A 20,921-nucleotide genomic window follows, 5' to 3' on the forward strand; every position below is an offset into this window, starting at 1 on the left:
CTTAGGATCCAACCTAATTTGCCTTGACTTTTAATTGGATACTGTTGGACTTATAGACCATCTTTACTTTGTACTTGCTCGGCAATCCTACGGTCTCAATTGAAGAAAATGATCCATGACGCTTATGATAGGCAATGATCGTGGATCCGTCTTCCGGTACATAATTGTCCGAAAAATGGAGGCGTAAAGTTCCTTTCATTTTTGCCTTGCCCTTAATGTGAAGCAGATCGTTTTTCCCGCTGAGATTCAGCTCAAGTATCCCCTTTGCAGATTGTTTATAGTCTCCTCCGATGATCAGTTTTCCTGACACATCTTCTTTCAGGGTGCCTCCGTTGTTTGACACATCACCTCTCCCAAAGGCTGTCTTCGAGTCGCCCTCAAGTGTTCCTTTATCAATCCGTGTACCGCCGGAGTATGTATTGTTCCCCTCCAGCTTTAACGTGCCTGTCCCCTTTTTAGTCAGCTTTCCGGGACCGGAGATATCGTTGCGCCAGCGATCCATTGCATGGAACCCGCCTTTTGAAGTATCCATATTCACGGTAACGTCTTTGGTAAAAGCGCAATATCCATCGGCGGCCGAAAAGAGATTAAGCCGTCCCCATCCTTCAGTGTCATCAAGAACAGGATAGCCGGAAGGAAGGCCGGTAGTAGCTAAAATCCAGCGGCGCTGCGTTTTGTCAAGATAAGGAAAACGAGTTTCCAGCAGTACTTCAGCTCCTTTAGGAACCACCATTGGTTTAGCAGTTGAATTGATTTGTCCAAACCCGTATGTCAATCGTTGAATATATTGTTTTTTATTCATGTCATAATCGCTGAATCGGTCTTCCGCTGTACCCGTTTGTGTTAACAACTTACTGTGAGCTTCATCATAAGCAGCCTTTTTCAAACGATTATTGGCAGGATCAGATAAAATAGCTGCGGCCAAGCCAGTTGCCATGACACGTCCTCCCATTACATCGAGCGGGGAATGCATACCGGCAACAATGCGGCTATTGCCGAGCTCCGAAGCCCGGGTAAGGAGTTCCTGATAACGCTCCGGTACGGCATAAGCCATAGCAAAAGCGCTGAGATATGCGGCATTCGTATGCCCGCTGGGAAAGCCTCCGTCTTTGCTCGGATCAGGATTGACAGCAGGAACAAGGGTCGGAACAAGAATCGAATTGCTTTCCCAGCGAAATGGGCGGGGATATTGAAAGTATCCCTTAGCCGGATTCGTTGAAGAATAGGGGCCGCGTAACGTATTGACCAAACCCACGATGCTGCCGAGACTGGAACTCGTGCTGCCAGAATGGGTTCCTTCATCATGATATTTATTTGTTGTGGCATCTGCCGGGATACTGTTGATCGTTGTCGTCGCACCCGCATTCATTCGATATACATCGGTAAGCGGACCAAGACCCTCAATCACACTGTAGCTCTGATTCCTCCGATCATCAAAATATGCAGCATTTTCCTCGCTGAAAGTACGCCGTTCAGCAACGTCAACAACTTTTTGAATGTTGGCATCCAACACGCTGCTGTTCAATTTTACGCCACTATCCCAAGTACTTCCGGGAGTCCAAAGCTTATTAAATTCGGAAAGTACTCCGATCGATGGATTAGAATTCACTGTAGTATTAGCAGAGCTGTTATTTTTGTAATGATCTACGAAGTAACCGGAAGCAGGGGGGCGCGGCGGCGTTACTGTTTTTGCTTTCGCTGTTGTGCTCGCATAACATACACCCATAGAACTTTGAAATAATATGAAAGAAAATAAAGCCACTACTAAATGCTTCTTCATCCTTAGTAATTTCATCTTTTCACCATACTCTCCCTTACTCTTAATCGATCTCGCCAAAACACTTATTCTCACCCGTCAAGCTATTATTGATCGTATCTTAACTTTGTTAATGAAATAGCGCTGTTTTATTAATGTTTTGTTTATTTTATCTAGGCGTTCATGAAATAGAAGTTGCCCTCGGGCGGAGAGAAAGGAAAGAAAAATAAAGAGGGAAAAAAAGCTGCTGACTCTTTGTCAGCAGCTAACACAGGGTATCTCAGTATTCAATCTCCTTAAAGGACTAGGAGTGTTTCCCAAAATGACCGTTTTGTATAAAAGAATTACCATACTTCATGGCCATGTCACTTCTCAATTAATGCGCCATCATCTCATGGGCAATATCATGTCCGTCCATTTCTGACGGGTAGTAAGTTGGCCAATTATTGACTTCATCAAATAAAGCTTTGCGGTCGTCACCCCAATACAGATGGTAATGACTAGATTTAGTCGGATAGATACTATGATCACTAAACTGAATATACTGAGGAAGTCCTTCAGCTTTTTTAGCTAATTTGAATATGTATCTTACTCCTCTATTGCCCGCATCATAAGTTAGAATTTCGTACCCATCATACGTATACTTACCAGAATATTCTTTTCCATTTTTGAGAAAGGTTACAGTATCTTGTTTGATGAAGATACGGTCAACATCTGTTTTATACCCTTTTTTATAATACTCTTTATATTCTTCAGCTGTCTTGTCACCTTCATGTTCTGATTTATATGAAAATACTTCGTCAAGAGTACCATCTTGCAGGTATGGATATACAGATTGCCAGTCTCCTTCCCAATCAGAAAGTGACCGATCCTTTACTTGACTGTCTTTAAAATAGCCTTCAGAAATTTTTTCTGTTTCTTCATCATGTGCATGACTATGATCGTGATCATGAGTATGATGATGAGATTCTGATGGTTGCTCCTGCGTTTTAGAAGAGTCTTCTTCAACTGCTGAGGATGCTGTTTGATTAGACTCACCCTTAGATGAACCTGAAGTCTGACATCCTGCCAATACTAGTAATGAACCAATCGCTAATATCCCTAACCTCTTTGCAAATAAAATTCCCATTACGACACTCCTTCTCCTCAAACGAAATGATTACGATTTGTATTATACATTTATCTTATGCAAAGATCAAAGGGAAAATGAGATGTTTTCATGATTTCATCATCTTACTTTCTGCCCTCTTGACTGTTCATACATATACAAACACAATTTCCTCGGTCTTTCATTTATGTACTTAAAGTTATCATTAATAAGTGGGCTATCCTAGCGATTGAGTTATTTATAGAACGGAAAAACCACACCAACAAAGTTGGTATGGTTCATTTAGATAGGCCCTAAAGAAGAAACTCTATTGTACGGAGGATACAGCTAGTTGCATCGGTAACCGACCGGGCCGTCTGAGCCTGTGTAGACATATGTGTCAGAAACATATCCAATATTCACGACACCCCGGGAATCTTTCCACTGGATCTGATCCCAAATATTACTCGTTCCATACTTCCCGGTAACAGTCGTTCCATAAGCGTAACAGTAGTAAGGTACACGCGAGCCGCTAGGGATGGAAAGCATAATAGGATAGTTTGTACCTGGACCGCTGCGCATATTAACAGGCGCACCGCTGCTTGTTGAGACAGTAAAGTACTGAACGGCAAGCGCTTGACTGGAAAAAATGAATAATGATGCAATCATAACGGTTAACATACTGAGCTTTTTCAGTTTAGTCAATGTCATCCCTCTTTCTTCAACTTCTTCATTTTAGGAATCAATAGAACAATGCTACCAGCTGCATTTAGTAACAACCGGACCGTCTGAGCCTGTATACATATATGTATCAGAGACAAATCCAGGAACGATCTCCCCGCTGGCAAGCGTCCGCTCTGTGTAATTCCAAATATTACTCGTTCCATACTTTCCAGTTACAGTTGTACCGGTTTTGTAGCAATAGATCGGGATGCGGGTTCCGCTCGGAATAGTCGTTACGATCCCCCAATTTGTGCCTGGGCCGCTGCGCATATTTACAGGTGCACCGCTGCTTGTTGATACCGTATAATACTGAGCGGCAAGTGCATGGCTAGAAAAAATGAGCAATGATGCAATCATCACCGTTAGCGTACTTAGCATTTTTAGCTTATTCACCTTATACTATCCCCCTTATACGTCTGCTTTCTTACATCCAGTAAAAGAATTACCTTTCAGAACCCACGCCCCTTCCCTTCCATATATTTACAAATGTACCATAAACTAGATATTTAAAAAGTGGAATTACTCCTATGTTTTCGACACAAAAAAACGTGACATTTTGCATTCTCATAATGTGCAAATATGAGTCCATTTTTAATAAGACAAGGCTTTTATACACTTTTTGTGATTAACCGGCGCAACAGAAGCTGTTTAGATAAGCAATTGTGCTTGAGGATAAAGCGACTTGTGATCATTCCGTATATGTTATTTTTAGCAGAGAAACGTTCTTTCTGTATGCTACACCCTAATTTCGGGAAATGTAACGTTGATAAAAGGAGGTTACATCAATATGGATCATCAAACATTAGCAGCTCACGAGGCTGTTGATTTACATGAAATCGTGAACTTTAAAACACTTTGTATAGCGAAATCAAAGTTAATGCAAGGACTTGTGTTTGACCAAGAACTGAAGGACTTGATGCAAAAAGATGTACAGCAATCCATTCAAGACCTTACTGATTTACAAGCGGTTTATGAGCGGGCGCCGTTTCAGGCCCCTGTCCCTCAGAGCCGCCCAACGCCAATCATCAATTGAAAGGAAGGTAAGCCCCTTTGAATCATGATCACTTAGACCCTATTAATTCGCTACATGTGCCTGAACTTGCAGATACTACATTTGCAATGGATTTTCTTATTCGAGCGAAAGAAGGCGTGAGAAATACTGCCGTAGCCTTGACTGAAACCGCTTCACCAGATGTAAGAGCCCTGTTGCGCAAACAGCTGATGCAAGGAATCGCGATGCACCAAGAGATTACGGAACTGATGATAAGCAAAAAATGGTTCCATCCGTATGAGCTGAGCGAACAGTATAAGCTGGATCAGCTCTCTGCAAATAACACGATCATGGTCGGCAACATGAACCTTTTTCCTGATGAAACAAATCGAAAAGGGATGTTTGACCGGACACCTGATGAACACTAACACTGGAGGTTTTACAGCATGAAGGCAGTAACGTATCAAGGCATTAAAAATGTTGTTGTCAAAGATGTGCCAGATCCAAAGATTGAAAAGTCCGATGACATGATTATCAAAGTCACCAGTACAGCCATTTGCGGATCAGATTTACATTTAATCCATGGATTGATTCCTAATCTTCATGAAGACTATGTCATCGGCCATGAACCAATGGGGATCGTTGAAGAAGTTGGGCCGGGAGTTACAAAGGTGAAAAAAGGTGACCGCGTCATTATTCCTTTTACGATCGCCTGCGGTGAATGCTTCTTTTGTAAAAACCAACTGGAAAGCCAATGTGATCAATCAAATGACAATGGAGAGATGGGTGCCTATTTCGGCTATTCAGGTCATACCGGCGGTTATCCAGGCGGGCAGGCTGAATATTTAAGAGTGCCATTTGCGAATTTTACCCATTTTAAAATACCTGAAACTTGTGAGGAACCAGATGAAAAATTAAGCGTGATTGCTGATGCCATGACCACCGGCTTTTGGAGTGTTGACAATGCCGGGGTAAAAGACGGTGATACAGTTATCGTTCTCGGCTGCGGACCAGTCGGCCTGTTTGCTCAAAAGTTTTGTTGGCTAAAAGGCGCAAAACGCGTCATAGCAGTTGACTATGTAAACTATCGCTTACAGCACGCCAAACGAACCAACAAAGTCGAAATCGTTAATTTTGAAGACCATGAGAATACAGGGAGTTACTTGAAGGAAATCACCAAAGGCGGAGCGGATGTTGTCATTGACGCTGTTGGGATGGATGGGAAAATGAGCGACCTCGAGTTCCTTGCCAGCGGATTAAAGCTTCATGGCGGATCGATGAGTGCATTGGTCATTGCCTCACAGGCCGTTCGCAAAGGAGGAACCATACAAATTACAGGAGTGTATGGAGGTAGATATAACGGTTTTCCGTTAGGTGATATCATGCAGCGAAACATCAATATACGCTCTGGACAGGCCCCGGTGATCCACTACATGCCATACATGTTTGAATTAGTGTCGACGGGTAAAATTGATCCGGGAGATGTTGTAAGCCATGTCCTGCCGCTTAGTGAAGCCAAGCATGGCTATGACATATTTGATACCAAAATGGATGATTGTATTAAAGTTGTGTTAAAACCTTAAAAAACGGAGGTGACTGGAATGGAATATGCCTTACATGAAGTGCTTGAGGTTCAAGAAATGACTGCATTTAAGACACTTTGTTTAACAAAATCCAAAACAATGAAGGCGCTGGTATCTGATCCGAAGCTAAAAGAAATCATGCAGCAAGACGTTGACACCACCACACGGCAGCTACACGAATTCGCCTCGATTTTATCTAAAGCAAAGCATGAATGAGGAGATGAATGAATAATGAATCCTATCATTGAATATCTGACCGGCATGAATGTACTGACAGACCAAATCATCGCCATGGATTTATTGATTGCCGCAAAAAACGGAGTCAGAAATTATGCGATGGCCGCAACGGAAGCCGGAACGCCTGAAGTAAAAGAGGTCCTTGTCCGCCATTTAGAGGAAGCCCTCGATATGCATGAACAAATTTCAAGCTACATGATGGAAAAGGGCTGGTACCATCCTTGGAATACAGACGAACAAGTCAAGCTGAATTTACAAAATATCGAAACCGCAATTCAGTTGCCAATCCTTTAACCTTTTTTGATTTGCTGAGGAACAGTTTTGATTGATTATAGCTGTTCCTCAGCTTCTGTATGTTAAAAGTAGAAGCTGAATTGAAATGAGAGCGACAATAAATTTGGTCTCCTTCTCTCCCGATGAGCTCTCCGCTTTTTCCCATTAGTTTTCAATCGCTTACATAGCCTGTTCCTCCTCGTCAATCCCTTCAGCTCTAATTTGAATGTGAGTACCAGGTGTAATGCTTAATGACATCACAATAATAAGAGACTTGGTCGGATTTTTCAGGCTAAAAGAAAGATGTGAGCGCGAAACTTCATCCACCTGGTCAGCGCGGAATACCTCGATTTTGAGTGCGATGTCATGCTCAGCAGCAAAATCAAGTCTCATTATCGATTTGTGATTTATATTTCCACATTGCAAATCTAAAAAATAGGTTAGTCCTTAAATGAGGTGACCGCTTTTATTTACTGGAAATGCATGAAAAACGATCTCCTTAAGCAAATGGTTTGAAGGCCGGTCAATTTTCCTGTTATTCTATGAGCATAAAAAGGTTATAGGAGGTTTTTGATATGAGCAAAAAAATTGCCGTTCTCGTTACAGACCAATTCGAAGATATCGAATATACAAGCCCGGTAAAAGCATACGAAGAAGCTGGCTACAGTGTCGTAGCTATCGATTTGGAAGCCGGCAAAGAAGTTACCGGTAAGCATGGCGAGAAAGTAAAGATCGAAAAAGCAATCTCAGATGTGGATGCTAGTGAATTTGATGCACTTTTAATCCCTGGGGGATTCTCTCCAGATCTACTTCGTGCAGATGACCGTCCGGGAGAATTCGCGAGAGCGTTTGTCGAAAATGAAAAGCCTGTATTCGCTATTTGCCACGGCCCGCAAGTATTGATTGATACGGATCTATTGAAAGGCAAAGATATCACAGGTTACCGCAGCATCCGCAAAGATTTAATCAATGCCGGCGCAAACTACAAAGATGCAGAAGTAGTCGTCAGCCACAATATTGTTACAAGCAGAACACCGGATGATTTGGAAGCATTTAACCGCGAATCATTAAATTTGTTGAAATAACGAGAAGGCACAGACTGTTTAGGTCTGTGCCTTTTTTAAAGTTAAAACCCCTTGTTTACATTCTGAAAGACAGCAGTCGCTTCCCACACATTTAAGCCAAATTGACCTTCTACGAATGCGGAATCATTTGCATCGATCACAAGACGGTCATCTAAATAGATTTTAAAGTGATCACCTTGAGCTTCAGTTTTCAGATGATACTTTTTATTTACGTCTATCGGCGTTTTGTATTCGGCAATGACAGAAGCGACACCGTTCTCAAATTTAAAGAATTTCACTAGATCATGCTTCGCATCCACGTTGGCAAGATAACCGTTTTTGGCATCTTTGTCAGAGCGGAATAGAAGCGCTCCTGCCCCTCTTCCGTTTCCATCCTTAATGGTGATATCAGATTCATAGGTGAAGTCAGATCCGGATGCTGAAGACATGATAAAGGAATCGCCGTCCGATCTCCCTTGTTTCCCCTCAATTGTGTCGGCCCACGTGCCATTTACAGTCGTCCAGCCAGTCAAATTCGAGATAAAAGGTGACGTTCCCCACACCTTTTTTAAAGGATATATCGTGAAAGATTTTAGCTTTACACTGCCATTTGCAGCATATAATTCAAGACCTTTGCTTGATCTATCCGGGAGAATGATATCGGTTATGACCTGCTGTCCGTCATTCCCAAATACTTCAACTGAAGAGCGGTCGACAAAAATGCGCATCTTTACCTTTCCATTTACCGGTTTCAGCGGAGCGGTTTGTTTTCCGGTGTTAAAGGTCGGATTAAAAGTGACGTTCCCCGACTCGCTCCGGTCAACGAACAGTTTTTTGTTCTTTCGATCATAGCCGACTTTTGTAAATTGATTTCTGCCTGTTCGAACTTTAAAACCAAATTCTGCTGCTGAACTTGGGGTCACTTGAAATTCGGCATGTAATTCATACGTATCTCCAGATAGGCCTGCTAACACATTTTGGCTTGTGGGCGATATGGTCTGATTCTTCCAGCTCTTTGAGGTTCCTCGAATGGTTTGCAGCTCTTTTACCGGTGTTTGGACGACCCTCACTCCTTCAGTAAGCGTTTTTAACTTTAACTCTCTTGGAATGGAGGCTGCACTTCTCCATGGGGATGTAGGAACATCATTCGCATATTGCCAATTGCTCATCCAGCCTAACCAAAGCCGCCGGCCGTCTGAGGATGGAATATCAGACCAGGATACAGCCGCATAAAAGTCTTTGCCGTAATCTGTCCAGAGAACTTTATTTGACGGATTTTCATTTTTAAAATGAGTTCCATCAAAGTCTCCTACGAAATATTGCATGCCTGATCCCCCCGAAACCGCCCCGTTTCCAACACTGACCTGCATCACCCATTTTTTTTGATTTGGATTGCCGTCTACCGGGAGCTCAAACAAATCCGGGCATTCCCATACTCCTCCATGACTTCCTTCTCCCTGTCCAAATTCACTTGCATACGTCCACTGCTTTAGATTTTTAGACGTATAAATGAGGATTCGGTCTCCTGCCGCCAGCACCATTACCCACTTGTTTTCCTTTTCATACCAAAAGACTTTTGGATCGCGAAAATCTTTTTTTCCCGGGTTTGGAATGACAGGGTTGCCAGCGTATTTCGTCCACGTTCTTCCTTTGTCATTGCTATAGGCGATGCTCTGCACTTGATGGCCTTCCCGATCCTGTGTATATATGGCCACAAGAGGCTTCTCTTTGCCTGTTTGAAAACCGCTTGTGTTATTCCTATCTACAACTGCGCTTCCGGAAAAGATCGTGCCTTTGTCATCCGGAGCCAGCGCAACAGGAAGGTGCTCCCATGTCACCAAATCTTTACTCACAGCGTGCCCCCAATGCATGGGCCCCCACTGAAGCCCGTATGGATGGTATTGATAGAACAAATGATATTCTCCAGCATAATATACCATCCCGTTTGGATCATTCATCCAGTTTGCCTCCGGGGTGAAATGATATTGTGGACGATAATCCTCATCATAGTAGCTTGAATCGACTGCCTCAATCGAAAATGGGATAGTCACCAGCAAGGTAAACATGATGATGACTTGGATAAGTCTCTTTTTCATTTTTTCGCTCCTCTCTTCATGTTTGACACTTCCAAGAGAGACTGCTGCGTGAGTTGATTCGTTTCTGGCAATTCTCCTCAGTTTGACTGATATCCGAAAGATTGATATATGATAGACTGCTGCAGTTTCCCTCTTCTTTCTTACATCACAGAGCTTATGCTAAAAATCCAGCCCAATATCCAAGAATCCCGATAATAAAGATTCCGCAAATAACGAGTTAGGCTCTTACAGCTGCTTGTGAGCTTTTTGGAAACATCGCTGTTGTACATAACATTAATAGCGCAAGTGTGGAAATGCTGATCAATATTACTTTCTTAAACGGATACATATTGGTTCCTCCTTTTTTGGTTAAGAATATTTTACATTTTTTTCAATATAAGCAATACTGATAATCTTCCTGTTTTTTCTACTATTGATAGAACCGGAAAGTCATAAAGGAAAGGAAAAGACATTCACCAGCTTTACAAACAAGGGAAAACTTTATTTTAAAAATTTAAAAATTAAACATTATATTCTCTTAGATGATATAATATCCGATAAAACTTTATTCACTTTATTATTGGAGGAAAATAAAATTGATAGGCAATTCTAACAAAGGCAATTTGGGACAACAACAAAAATTGTCTAGAGGCCTTAAAAACAGGCATATACAATTAATGGCGATTGGGGGTGCAATCGGGACTGGTTTATTCTTAGGATCTGGAAAGTCCATTCACTTTGCGGGACCATCTATTTTATTTGCTTACTTGATCACCGGAATCTTTTGCTTTTTCATTATGCGTTCGCTCGGAGAACTGCTCCTATCAAATACGGGGTATCACTCTTTCGTTGATTTTGTAAGGGACTATTTAGGCAACATGGCAGCGTTTATCACTGGATGGACCTACTGGTTCTGCTGGATTTCTCTCGCGATGGCTGATTTAACAGCGGTCGGGATTTATACGCAATATTGGCTTCCCGATGTGCCTCAATGGCTGCCGGGTCTTCTAGCGCTTATTATCCTGCTGATAATGAATCTTGCCACCGTTAAACTTTTCGGAGAATTGGAATTCTGGTTTGCATTGATCAAAGTCATTGCCATACTGGCTCTTATCGTAACTGGTATTTTTTTGATTGCGAAAGGTTTTTCCGCAGCTTCCGGGTCAGCCAGCCTCACAAATCTTTGGAAGCACGGCGGCTTGTTACCAAATGGATGGCATGGATTTATCCTTTCATTCCAAATGGTTGTCTTCGCTTTTGTGGGAATTGAACTTGTTGGACTGACAGCAGGTGAAACAGAAAATCCACGAAAAGTGATACCTAAAGCCATCAATCAAATCCCTGTCCGGATTTTACTGTTTTATGTCGGTGCACTTTTTGTCATTATGTGTATCTATCCTTGGAATGTTTTGGACCCAAATGAAAGCCCATTTGTTCAAGTCTTTTCTGTTGTAGGCATTGTTGCCGCTGCCAGTCTGATCAATTTTGTTGTATTAACATCAGCTGCATCAGCGGCCAATAGCGCTTTATTCAGCACAAGCCGAATGGTCTATTCTCTTGCCAAGGATCATCACGCACCTGGATTATTGAAGAAACTGACTTCTTCTAAAGTTCCAAGTAATGCGCTGTTCTTTTCAACCATCGCCATTCTCATTGGCGTTAGCCTGAATTATATAATACCCGAGCAAGTCTTTACACTGATTACAAGTGTTTCTACAATATGTTTTATTTTTATTTGGGGCATCACGGTGATTTGCCATTTAAAATATCGAAAAACAAGGCAGGATGAAGCGAAAGCAAACAAATTTAAAATGCCTTTTTACCCAATATCCAACTACTTAACACTCGCATTTCTCGCGTTCATTCTTGTCATATTGGCATTGGCGAATGATACACGTGTTGCTTTGTTTGTCACTCCGGTCTGGTTTATTTTATTGATTATTATGTATAAGGTACAGACCACCAAAGGAAGTAAAATAAAATAACAAAAAAAAGACAAGGGTACACACTCCCTTGTCTTTTTTGTATGCTCGGACACTCAAAAACAATTAATCTGCCGAAACTTCACTGAGGCTGCTATTAGATCTTGCATTTATGCAATTGTATTCTCATTTAGGCGACCAGCCAACGGAGCCGAACTTTAATTCAAACCAGTTTTGATGCCAAAACCCACTAATAACATACCGGTTACTTTTTGGAACGTCCTTTGGAACTTCGAGTTTTTCATCCATTTTTTTGCGAAATCAATAACATAAACGAGAAACAGGAACCATAACACCGCTAATAGGGTTAGGATTGAAGCTAAGATGATGAGCTGCTGGTTTATATTCCCCTTCAGATTGATAAATTGGGGCATGATTGTAACATAAACCAAAACAGTTTTAGGATTGAGAATGTTACTAAGTGATCCTTGCATAAAGGAAGTTTTATAATAACGTTTCGGAGAATTTTCTGTAGTTGTTGCTTGGGTTTGCATGTCATCTATAGAAAACATGCTTTTGGCAAAAAAACTTTTGATTCCTAAATAAATTAAGTACGCTGCTCCCAAATATTTGATCGTTGTAAAAAGAAACACCGACTTTGCAATAACTACTGATAAACCTAAAATGGCGATAACCGTCCAAAAGGAAAGTCCTGTAGCCAATCCAAGAATATTATAACGGCCAGCCTTTGCGCCGTATCTAAGGGTATTTTTCATCACAAGCATTGTATCTGCCCCAGGTAAAATAACCATCATGGCAGCGATCGGTATGTAAGTGAGTAAGCTGTGCATTTCTTCTCCCCCTTAAAAAATCCACATGACATATAGTGACTACAAAAGTAACCACTTATAAAAGTGTATCAATGGGTTTGGAATAAATCAATATGGTTTGTTAAAATAGCGATTACAAAGGCAACGACTGCTTTTTATATGGAGGATGTATGAAGGAAAATATGTTAGACATTTTAAAAAACCTCAATTTTACCGAATATGAATCAAAAGCTTATCTGGCTTTATTGCAAGAATCACCTTTAACTGGATATGCCGTCGCAAAAAAATCCGGAGTGCCCCGTTCTAAAATTTATGAAGTTTTAGAAAGCCTTGTCATCAGGGGAGATGTTTTTGTAAGTCATGGAAATACGCCTCAATATGTCCCTGTACCCGCTAAAGAACTGATTAAAAACCGCCGGCTCAAGGCGGAAGAGCATTTTGATCAGGCTGAGAAATACTTTGAGAAATTCGAGCAGACTGCAAATGATCGGGAAAATATCTGGAATATCACCGGACGCAATGAAATTCTTGAAAAGGTGAAAGCTTGTATCTTATCCGCCAAAACAAGAATCCTCTTAGAAATATGGAAAGAGGATTTTGAAGAGATAGAATCAGAGTTAAAACAGGCGGCAAATCAAGGTGTCATTGTTACCATTATTGCGTACGGAGACATCGTATCTGATTTTGCTACTGTTTACCTTCATGATATGAGCAGTGAAATTACAGAAGAGTATGACGGACGGTGGCTTGTCTATAGCGGGGATGATTCAGAAGTAGTAGCAGGTATCGTCTCTCTCGGAAACGACAGCCGTGCTGCATGGACAATGCATGTAGGTTTAGTCATGCCTATAACTGAAGTGATCATTCATGATCTGTACCTCATGGAAATTCTGAAAAAGCATAGAGGGCTTTTAGAAGAAAGTTTTGGAGAAAATCTCATTCGGTTGCGACGCAAATTTTCTATCCACTCGGATTTCAAAAAACATTATTTGGAATAGCAAAACATGGCTTGTACAAACAAGCCATGTTTTTTTATGCATGACTCCCCCGCTCTGATTTACTTCTTTAAAAAAATGCGATTCTGCGCAAACTATTTTTTTGCCTTCCGCGTCTATCCTAGGTAACAGCCTATGATATACGTATATTCAAAAAGGAGCCCTTTATTGTAATGAAGAAAAAACAAACAACAAAAGCGTCGCTTGTCACATGCATAACTGATCATAAGCAAGATTTCTACAGGTTGGCTTTCAGTTATGTGAAAAATCAAGATGACGCTTTAGATATTATTCAGGAATCTATAAAAAAAGCACTGAACTCAGTTGAAACGGTTAGAAACCCTGAGATGATAAAAAGCTGGTTTTATAAAATTTTAGTACGGACAGCTATTGATTTTTTGCGCAAACAAAAAAAGGTAAAAGTGATGGATGACGAAACGATAGAGTTTTTAAGCAAAGGAAAGGAAGACCATTACAAGGATACCGATCTTCATGAAGCGCTTGACGAATTGCCGTACCGCTATAAAACCATTATTATTTTGCGTTTTTTTGAAGACCTCAAATTGGAAGATATTGCGAAAATTACAGGAGAAAACACGAATACCGTCAAAACGCGCCTCTACAGAGCATTGAAGCTGATGCGCATTCAGTTGACGAAGGAGGATCTTTCTTAATGGATAAGAGATTGCAGCAATTAAGAGAAGAATATAAAAATGTCCAGATTCCTAAAGAACTTGATATCATTGTTGAAAAAGCCCTTCAGCAAGAACCAAAAAAGAAAAGAATCGTCATGTGGCCGACATCGGCAGCTGTCGCGGCGGCTATTTTATTCACTGCACTTGTCAACATCAACCCTGACGCAGCTCAAGCGATGTCGAGAATTCCTGTCATCGGGAAGATTGTCAAAGCCATTACTTTTATAGAGATCAAAGAAGAGAAAGATCAATCGAGCATCGATGTCAAAACACCTGCCCTGTCCGGACTTTCTAATAAAGAGCTTGAAAACAGCATCAACCAGAAATACTTGAAAGAAAGCAAGCATCTGTACAAGGAATTTATACAGTCCACATCTAAAAACAAAAAAGAGCATCTCAGTATCTATAGTGATTACGAGACAGTGACAGACACACCAGATTTACTCTCTATCCGGCGAAATATTGAAAAAACACAAGCATCATCTTACAACCAAAGCCGTTATATCACAATTGACAAAAAGAATGATATCTTACTGACATTAAAAAGCTTATTCAAAGATGAACGCTATATCAACGTCATCAGCCAAAACATCAAAGAACAAATGAAACAGCAAATGAAGGAAGATCCGAATAAAATATATTGGCTCACTGACGAAGATGCAGAACCGTTCAAAAAAATTCTTCCTGATCAATCGTTTTATATTAATGAAGACCATAAACTTGTGATCTCATTTGATGAATATGAAGTCGCTCCCGGCTATATGGGCGTTACCGAGTTTACAATTCCAACCAGCATCATATCAAGCTTGCTCGTGGGGGATCGTTATGTTCGATAATAAAAAAAACATCCAACTCATATGATGAATGTTCTCTTTTTTCACTAAGTGAGATCGTAACCTAGCTATCCAGAAACAACTAGAATATCTGCACATTATTGGAGGAATACCCATGTATCACAAGACACAACATCACCGATACATCCCTGGACTGGATGGCCTTCGGGCTTTTGCCGTCCTGTCAGTTATCGCTTATCACCTAAACTTCAATTGGGCTAACGGCGGCTTCATTGGAGTTGATATTTTTTTTGTTTTATCCGGCTATTTAATTACATCTATATTATTGCCGACACATGGAAATGATATCAGCCTTGATTTTCGGGATTTTTGGAAGCGTCGAATTCGGCGGCTTCTGCCAGCGGCTTACCTTATGATCTTTTGTGCTGTTATTTGGGTTGTATTGTTTGACTGGGAACTATTGCATACTATACGAGGAGATGCCATTTCTTCTCTCTTTTATATAAGTAATTGGTGGTTTATTTTTCATAAGCTATCATATTTTGATAGTTTCGGTTCCCCATCTCCTTTAAAGAACCTATGGTCGCTGGCGATTGAAGAACAATTTTATATGATATGGCCGATGTTCTTGGTTGTTGGGATGTACATATTGAAAAGCCGCGCCAGATTGGCGGCAGTGATATCATTGCTTGCGCTTTGTTCAGCCGTGATGATGAGCATATTGTATGAACCCGGCGCAGATCCGAGCCGCGTGTATTACGGTACAGATACTCGTTCGTTTGAACTTCTCATCGGATGTGCCTTGGCTTTGGTTTGGCCTATGAAAAGGCTGTCTTCAAACAGGCTGCCAAGCAAACTGAAGCACACTTTGCACGCCACTGAACTTTCGGCATTTTGTTTTTTAGTGTTGTGTGTCTATTTCACAGATGAATACGAGCCTTTTCTTTACAGAGGCGGAATGCTTTTGATTAGCATAATCGCCGCAATCCTTATTGCATGTATTTGCCATCCGTGCAGCTTTTTAGGCAATCTGCTTTCATGGAGGCCGCTCCGTTGGCTTGGAACAAGGTCTTACGGTATTTATCTTTGGCACTACCCTGTTATTGTGTTAAGCACGCCAGTTCAAGAAATCGGAAACCCTGTTTTTTGGCATATCGCGCTAAAGGTTACTGTTACCTTTATACTTGCCGAGCTTTCTTATCATTTAATAGAGAAGCCGGTACGGACACAAGGATTTAGACCCTTTTTCCGCCGTGTTTTTATACATAGAATCAGAGAATGGAAAACGACAACTCTCCTGAGTAAAATGTCAATTGGTTTCGTCATTCTCTCTTTACTTATTTTTGCGGGAGGGCTGTCTGGACTGGCCGGTGATCAAAAGCACCCCACCAAATGGACGTATAACTCACAAGAAACAAACGCTGATATCAACAACCAGGCTCCTGAGGACAGAAAAAGTGCTATAGTCGAAGACAAGGAAAACGATGTCGAACAAAAAACAAGAGACTCCAATCAAGAGCAAAAGGAAAACAAAAAGAATGGACAAGAGATTAGCAAAAATAAAGACACGCAATCTCGGCAGGGGAGAGAACGTATAGACTCTGATAAAGAAGTGTTAGCTATAGGAGATTCCGTCATGCTTGATATTGCCTCGCATCTTCATCAATCACTTTCACATGTTACGATTGATGGAAAGGTAGGGAGACAAATGTCTCAAGCTTTGGAGCTAACAAGGGAATACAAGTCTTTTAATCAGCCGGACAAAGCTGTCATCATTGAGCTGGGAACCAATGGTTACTTTACAAACAGCCAAATTGAACAATTGCTTCAATCATTCTCAAAAGCTCATATCTACCTTGTTAATACAAGGGTCCCCCGCCAATGGGAAAGCAAGGTAAATGAATCTTTGAAGCACCAGGCAAGCGCTCACAAAAATGTTACGTTAGTTGACTGGCATACAGAAGCTCTTCAGCATCCAGAATACTTTACACCTGATGGCGTACACTTGGTTCCACAAGGGGCTAAAGCTTTGACAGGTCTCATTGTTGAGGCAATGGAATCGTTTTTGTAAGAAAAGAAGTCCTATTTAAAAACGTTGCTGATCATTATCTGACCACTCTATTTTCCGAGGCCATTCTTATGTTTACATGTCGTTTACGTGAGGGTAAGCCAAAATAGAATGGAGGGATGATAGTGGCAGCTAATGAAGAGCATAACATCAACAAAGAACTGAACCGCTATGAACTTTTCTTCAAAAAACGATATAAGATTCTTTATACAGTAAACGATTTTATCATTGGTGCTTTGTTTCTCGTCGGGAGCTTTTTCTTTTTTTATGATCCACTAATGTCGGCAGGGATATGGCTGTTTGTGATTGGGAGCTTGCTGCTGTTAATCAGGCCCACGATTCGGCTAATTCATGACTTTCATTACCAAAAACATGTGGAGCGCCAATTTAAGCATCGATCTTCAACAGATGGCTCTTCTTGAGAAATAGGCGAGAACAAAAGCCAAAAGACCAGTCCTTAAATCACAAACAAGACTTTTAGACTATTCGTTTTAAAAAAAAGGAAAAAACCTAAACTTTTGTCCCCGTAAGACGATATTAACAATAAGGCCGGCGCGATACTCCCTATAACATCCTTTTCAGTAGATTTCATTATCGTGCCGGTTTTTCTCACATGCAAAGCAATCCCGCCAATCTGATTGATGGCGGGATTTTATTTTTATTACATTCCTGTCCAAACGTCTTTTACATAACGTTTTTGATCTTGCAGCTTTTGCAGCCAATCGGCTGATTCTTCCTGACTTGCTCCTTTTTCAGCTTCATATGCCTGACGCAAAGTATTCTCTACATCAGGAGCCATTTGCGATCCATCACCGCATACATAAATGTGAGCCCCTTTTTCAATGAGTGACATCAATTTCTGCGTATCTTGTTTGAGCAAGTGCTGGACATATTCTTTTGGTTCGTTTTCAACGCGTGAGTAGCATCGGCGGATTGTCACCAAACCATCCTGTTCCGCTTGATCCAGCTCTTCTCTGTAAAGATCATCATGATCGGGGCGTCGGCAGCCGAAGTATAAAAGAGCTTCACCAAGCGCGCTTCCTTCCTTCTTCAAAACAGATCTTGCCTGAATAAAGCCCCTGAATGGCGCAATTCCTGTACCCGGTCCGACCATAATCATAGGGGTTTCAGGGTCATCTGGCATCTGGAATCCGGATTGCGGCGTTCGGATGAAGCAGGCTGCTGCATCACCTGTATTCAGCTCTGCTAAATAATTAGAGGCGACGCCCCGGTATTCGCCTCGCCCGCTCCAGGCTGAGTCTTTAACAACGCCTACTGTCATGCTCACGATATTGGCATTGACTTTAGGTGAGCTTGAAATGGAATAATATCTCGGTTTTAGTGATGGCAAAAGTGCTAAAAACCGCTCAAACGGCATTTCGCAGGCAGGGTAATCCTCTAAAAGATCAAGCATGGTGAGACGTTTTTCCAGTACCTGCTCTTTATAAATGCCATCGTCTGAGACGAGCTGTTCCAGCTCTTTTTTATGCGGCGGACAGACTGTATAAGAAGCCAGCTCCCGCAGCTGAAGCCTTGAAGCCGGGTCCTGCAGCTCCACATAGGACGCCAATAAATCCGTCACTTTGATTGGCCGATCCATCGGAAGGTGAGCCATATGAGGGCCGCCGCTCATTTTTATCACATGATTGGACTGCAAATCGAATCGGCTGAGGACCCGCTGAACAAGCTTCTGGCTGTTTTTTGGCAGTATGCCGATATGATCGCCTTCTTTATATGTTTTGGCGTCAGGGATCTGCAATTCAATATGCCGGGTGGAACGCGGGCTATCAGCCATCTGGAGCTCCCGGTTCTCCAAAACCTTCCCTTCAAACGCGCCATATGCTTTGGCAAGCGGCGTTTCCGTCGCTTCACTGAGAAAAGTAATGGATAATGAAGGCCTGTCTTCTTTCTGAGATATTTCGTTTATATCAAATGCTTCCATCGTTTCCTTCCAGAAGCGGTTTTCCCACGACTCGCGATGGCTTTCAAAATCATCGGCGGCATCGCCTTCCCCCATCGCTGTTAAACGTGATGCCCCTTTTGCTTTCATCATGTCATCTATCAGGCGGGGAATCCGCTGATACGTGCTGGCCCAGCTCCGGTTTCCACAGCCGAATACCGCATAGGAAACACCATTCAATCTGCCTTTCTCAAGCCCTTCCAGCCACTTTACAAAGCCGGCAGCATTATCAGGCGGCGCCCCATTATAAGAAGCCGTAACGATGACGACTGCGCCTTGCTCAGGAAGCTTGCCGATATAATCATCAAGCGGAGCCGTTTCGGCTGTAAAGCCCATCTGGCGGCCGTAAGCAGCCAGTTCACCGGCTATCCCTTCCGCTGTCCCAAGATTTGAACCGTAAAGAACGAGTAAAGGTGTGCCGTGTTTAGGTTTTGTTTCTCTTGGCTTCGTTTCTGTTTTGGTGTCAGCCTGTTCTTTTCTCTGTACATTGATTGCTGCTGTTTTCCGAGGTTTCACAGTAATTTTAAAATCATCCGGCTTGATCGTTAATGCTTCTTTGATTTGTAGTTTGTAGCCAGTATGGTTTATCAAATCAAAATGCTTTAATACAAGACCGAGAACCATTGTCGCTTCTTGGAGAGCAAACTGCATGCCAATACAAGCTCTCTGCCCATTTCCAAACGGCTTATACGCATGGTGAGGAATACGCGAAGGGTCTTCAAACCGTTCCGGACGAAAATCTTCTGCATCCTCTCCCCAAGCGTTTTGATCCCGGTGCAGTTTCGGAATTAAAACGGTGACAGGCTGCCCTTTGCTAATCGGGTATTCCCCGCCTAGAACAGTGTCTTCCTTGGCATAGAGAGAAAAGGCAGGAGCTGTTGGATACAGCCTCAGTGTTTCATTTAAAACCATCCGAATGTATTTCAGCTGCTGGATTTGTGTATATTCCGGCGTGTCATCCGTCAACACGCGATCTGCTTCCTCCTGAGCTTTCTTCAGTTTTTCCGGATGTGTAAGCAGACAGTAAATCGCAAAGGAAAGCAAACCGCTTGTTGTTTCATGCCCTGCAATTAAAAATGTTATAATTTGGTGTCTGATGTTTTCATCATCGAGCGTTTCACCAGTTACAGGATCTTTGGCATAAAGCATGAGTGATAAAAGGTCCTTAATGTCTTCATCTGGATTCGCTTTTCGCTCCGCTATCATTCTATCGACCAGGGAGTTCATGACTTCTATATCCTTTTGGAACTGCAGCTTCGTTTTCACCATCATCTTATCTTGCAGGCCCAGTCTTTTCGATTGATTCATCGCCTCTTTTAAGGCACGGAGCATACTGGTGATAAACGGATGCTGAGAATCACGGTAAAAGCTGTTGAAGCGATAGTTAAACCCGCATAGCCCGATTGTATCAAGCGTCAAACGGGTCATGTCGTCCGCTACTTCAATTTCTTCATCAGGATTAAGCCGGCTCCATTTTTGAATCAGCTGGGTTGCGATATCCAGCATCATAGAATGATAGCCTTTCATCGCTTTTTGACTGAAACTCGGAAGCAAAATACGGTGGGCTTTTTGCCAATTCGGTTCGTGCGTCCAGCTTGTAAATAAGCCGTCTCCGCCGAATTCGCGCACCTTTAGCAAGCCTTTGCCAAGGTTTTTGTCAAAGCGGCTTTCATCACACACTTCTGCCACGAGGTTGTGACCGGATACAAAAACACTGGACATCCCTGGAAAATCGAAACGGAAAATCGGCCCCAATTCATCGGCAATCCGCCATAAGGATTGAGAAAGCTGCTCTTTTTCCAGATGCGGAAGATTTTTTAAAGGTCCGTATGTTTTGGGCTGAGGTATTGCACTTGCCTGTTTCATAA

General features: G+C 42.0%; 20 protein-coding genes. 12 read left to right on the plus strand and 8 right to left on the minus strand.

All coding sequences use genetic code 11. From position 1 onward, the window contains the following. Nucleotides 1-13: 13 nt before the first annotated feature. The 4 genes from Q3W56_RS11895 to Q3W56_RS11910 form a co-directional block, all read right to left on the minus strand. Nucleotides 14-1,795 carry an acid phosphatase gene (locus Q3W56_RS11895; RefSeq protein ID WP_302895600.1) on the minus strand — a complete coding sequence of 594 codons (1,782 nt, stop codon included), beginning with the start codon at nt 1,793-1,795 and terminating at the stop codon, nt 14-16. 337 nt (nt 1,796-2,132) lie between these two features. Next, the gene (locus tag Q3W56_RS11900) at nt 2,133-2,885 is read right to left on the minus strand and encodes a metal-binding protein ZinT (protein ID WP_302895601.1); all 753 of its coding nucleotides are present in this window, start codon (nt 2,883-2,885) and stop codon (nt 2,133-2,135) included. A gap of 306 nt (nt 2,886-3,191) precedes the next feature. Continuing rightward, nucleotides 3,192-3,548: an SH3 domain-containing protein gene (locus Q3W56_RS11905; RefSeq protein WP_302895602.1), complete on the minus strand. Its 357-nt coding sequence runs from the start codon at nt 3,546-3,548 to the stop codon at nt 3,192-3,194. Between the two features lie 51 nt (nt 3,549-3,599). Then, nucleotides 3,600-3,959 carry an SH3 domain-containing protein gene (locus tag Q3W56_RS11910; RefSeq protein ID WP_302895603.1) on the minus strand — a complete coding sequence of 120 codons (360 nt, stop codon included), beginning with the start codon at nt 3,957-3,959 and terminating at the stop codon, nt 3,600-3,602. Between the two features lie 394 nt (nt 3,960-4,353). Between Q3W56_RS11910 and Q3W56_RS11915 the strand changes: the two genes are divergently transcribed. Genes Q3W56_RS11915 through Q3W56_RS11935 form a run of 5 tightly spaced genes read left to right on the plus strand, consistent with a single transcriptional unit; the run spans nt 4,354 to nt 6,671 of the window. Further along, nucleotides 4,354-4,599, plus strand: a complete 246-nt coding sequence (locus Q3W56_RS11915; protein ID WP_019715176.1) for a hypothetical protein — start codon at nt 4,354-4,356, stop codon at nt 4,597-4,599. 17 nt (nt 4,600-4,616) lie between these two features. Further along, nucleotides 4,617-4,985 (plus strand): spore coat protein, encoded by a 369-nt coding sequence (locus Q3W56_RS11920; RefSeq protein WP_019715177.1) that lies wholly within the window; start codon nt 4,617-4,619, stop codon nt 4,983-4,985. An 18-nt stretch (nt 4,986-5,003) separates the two neighbouring features. After that, entirely contained in the window at nt 5,004-6,140 is a 1,137-nt protein-coding gene (locus Q3W56_RS11925; RefSeq protein WP_268400151.1) for a zinc-dependent alcohol dehydrogenase, read from the plus strand. Between the two features lie 18 nt (nt 6,141-6,158). Next, nucleotides 6,159-6,356: a hypothetical protein gene (locus Q3W56_RS11930; RefSeq protein WP_268400152.1), complete on the plus strand. Its 198-nt coding sequence runs from the start codon at nt 6,159-6,161 to the stop codon at nt 6,354-6,356. Between the two features lie 15 nt (nt 6,357-6,371). Next, complete coding sequence (locus Q3W56_RS11935; protein WP_302895604.1) at nt 6,372-6,671, plus strand: spore coat protein; 300 nt, start codon at nt 6,372-6,374, stop codon at nt 6,669-6,671. A 159-nt stretch (nt 6,672-6,830) separates the two neighbouring features. Here Q3W56_RS11935 and Q3W56_RS11940 read toward each other — a convergent pair whose 3' ends face one another. Continuing rightward, the gene (locus Q3W56_RS11940) at nt 6,831-7,043 is read right to left on the minus strand and encodes an HPr family phosphocarrier protein (protein ID WP_302895605.1); all 213 of its coding nucleotides are present in this window, start codon (nt 7,041-7,043) and stop codon (nt 6,831-6,833) included. 182 nt (nt 7,044-7,225) lie between these two features. Between Q3W56_RS11940 and yraA the strand changes: the two genes are divergently transcribed. Next, a complete protein-coding gene (gene yraA, locus Q3W56_RS11945) occupies nt 7,226-7,735 on the plus strand; it encodes a cysteine protease YraA (protein WP_302895606.1) in 510 nt (169 codons plus the stop codon). Nucleotides 7,736-7,776: 41 nt separating this feature from the next. Here yraA and Q3W56_RS11950 read toward each other — a convergent pair whose 3' ends face one another. Then, complete coding sequence (locus Q3W56_RS11950; protein WP_302895607.1) at nt 7,777-9,810, minus strand: glycoside hydrolase family 32 protein; 2,034 nt, start codon at nt 9,808-9,810, stop codon at nt 7,777-7,779. 575 nt (nt 9,811-10,385) lie between these two features. On the opposite strand from Q3W56_RS11950, the gene Q3W56_RS11955 reads away from it, so the two are divergent. After that, on the plus strand, nt 10,386-11,774 hold the full coding sequence (locus tag Q3W56_RS11955; protein WP_302895608.1) for an amino acid permease: 1,389 nt from the start codon (nt 10,386-10,388) through the stop codon (nt 11,772-11,774). A gap of 155 nt (nt 11,775-11,929) precedes the next feature. Here Q3W56_RS11955 and Q3W56_RS11960 read toward each other — a convergent pair whose 3' ends face one another. Next, the gene (locus Q3W56_RS11960) at nt 11,930-12,562 is read right to left on the minus strand and encodes a LysE family transporter (RefSeq protein WP_302895609.1); all 633 of its coding nucleotides are present in this window, start codon (nt 12,560-12,562) and stop codon (nt 11,930-11,932) included. Nucleotides 12,563-12,711: 149 nt separating this feature from the next. Here Q3W56_RS11960 and Q3W56_RS11965 point away from each other — a divergent pair, with 149 nt between their 5' ends. From Q3W56_RS11965 to Q3W56_RS11985, 5 genes are all read left to right on the plus strand, one after another. Continuing rightward, nucleotides 12,712-13,539: a TrmB family transcriptional regulator gene (locus tag Q3W56_RS11965; RefSeq protein WP_019715187.1), complete on the plus strand. Its 828-nt coding sequence runs from the start codon at nt 12,712-12,714 to the stop codon at nt 13,537-13,539. A 170-nt stretch (nt 13,540-13,709) separates the two neighbouring features. Next, nucleotides 13,710-14,210 carry an RNA polymerase sigma factor SigV gene (gene sigV / locus Q3W56_RS11970; RefSeq protein WP_302895610.1) on the plus strand — a complete coding sequence of 167 codons (501 nt, stop codon included), beginning with the start codon at nt 13,710-13,712 and terminating at the stop codon, nt 14,208-14,210. After that, nucleotides 14,210-15,067, plus strand: a complete 858-nt coding sequence (gene rsiV / locus Q3W56_RS11975) for an anti-sigma-V factor RsiV (protein ID WP_302895611.1) — start codon at nt 14,210-14,212, stop codon at nt 15,065-15,067. Before sigV ends, rsiV begins: the two co-directional genes overlap by 1 nt. 112 nt (nt 15,068-15,179) lie before the next feature. After that, entirely contained in the window at nt 15,180-17,096 is a 1,917-nt protein-coding gene (locus Q3W56_RS11980) for an acyltransferase family protein (protein WP_302895612.1), read from the plus strand. 122 nt (nt 17,097-17,218) lie between these two features. After that, complete coding sequence (locus Q3W56_RS11985) at nt 17,219-17,515, plus strand: YrhK family protein (protein ID WP_302895613.1); 297 nt, start codon at nt 17,219-17,221, stop codon at nt 17,513-17,515. A 239-nt stretch (nt 17,516-17,754) separates the two neighbouring features. Here the strand turns inward: Q3W56_RS11985 and cypB are convergent, their stop codons facing one another. Further along, nucleotides 17,755-20,919, minus strand: a complete 3,165-nt coding sequence (cypB, locus tag Q3W56_RS11990; protein WP_302895614.1) for a bifunctional cytochrome P450/NADPH--P450 reductase CypB — start codon at nt 20,917-20,919, stop codon at nt 17,755-17,757. Nucleotides 20,920-20,921: the final 2 nt, after the last annotated feature.

Origin of the sequence: Bacillus sp. C28GYM-DRY-1 (genome assembly GCF_030519405.1) — a bacterium.
In the GTDB taxonomy this organism is placed as follows: Bacteria; Bacillota; Bacilli; order Bacillales; family Bacillaceae; genus Bacillus; species Bacillus spizizenii_A.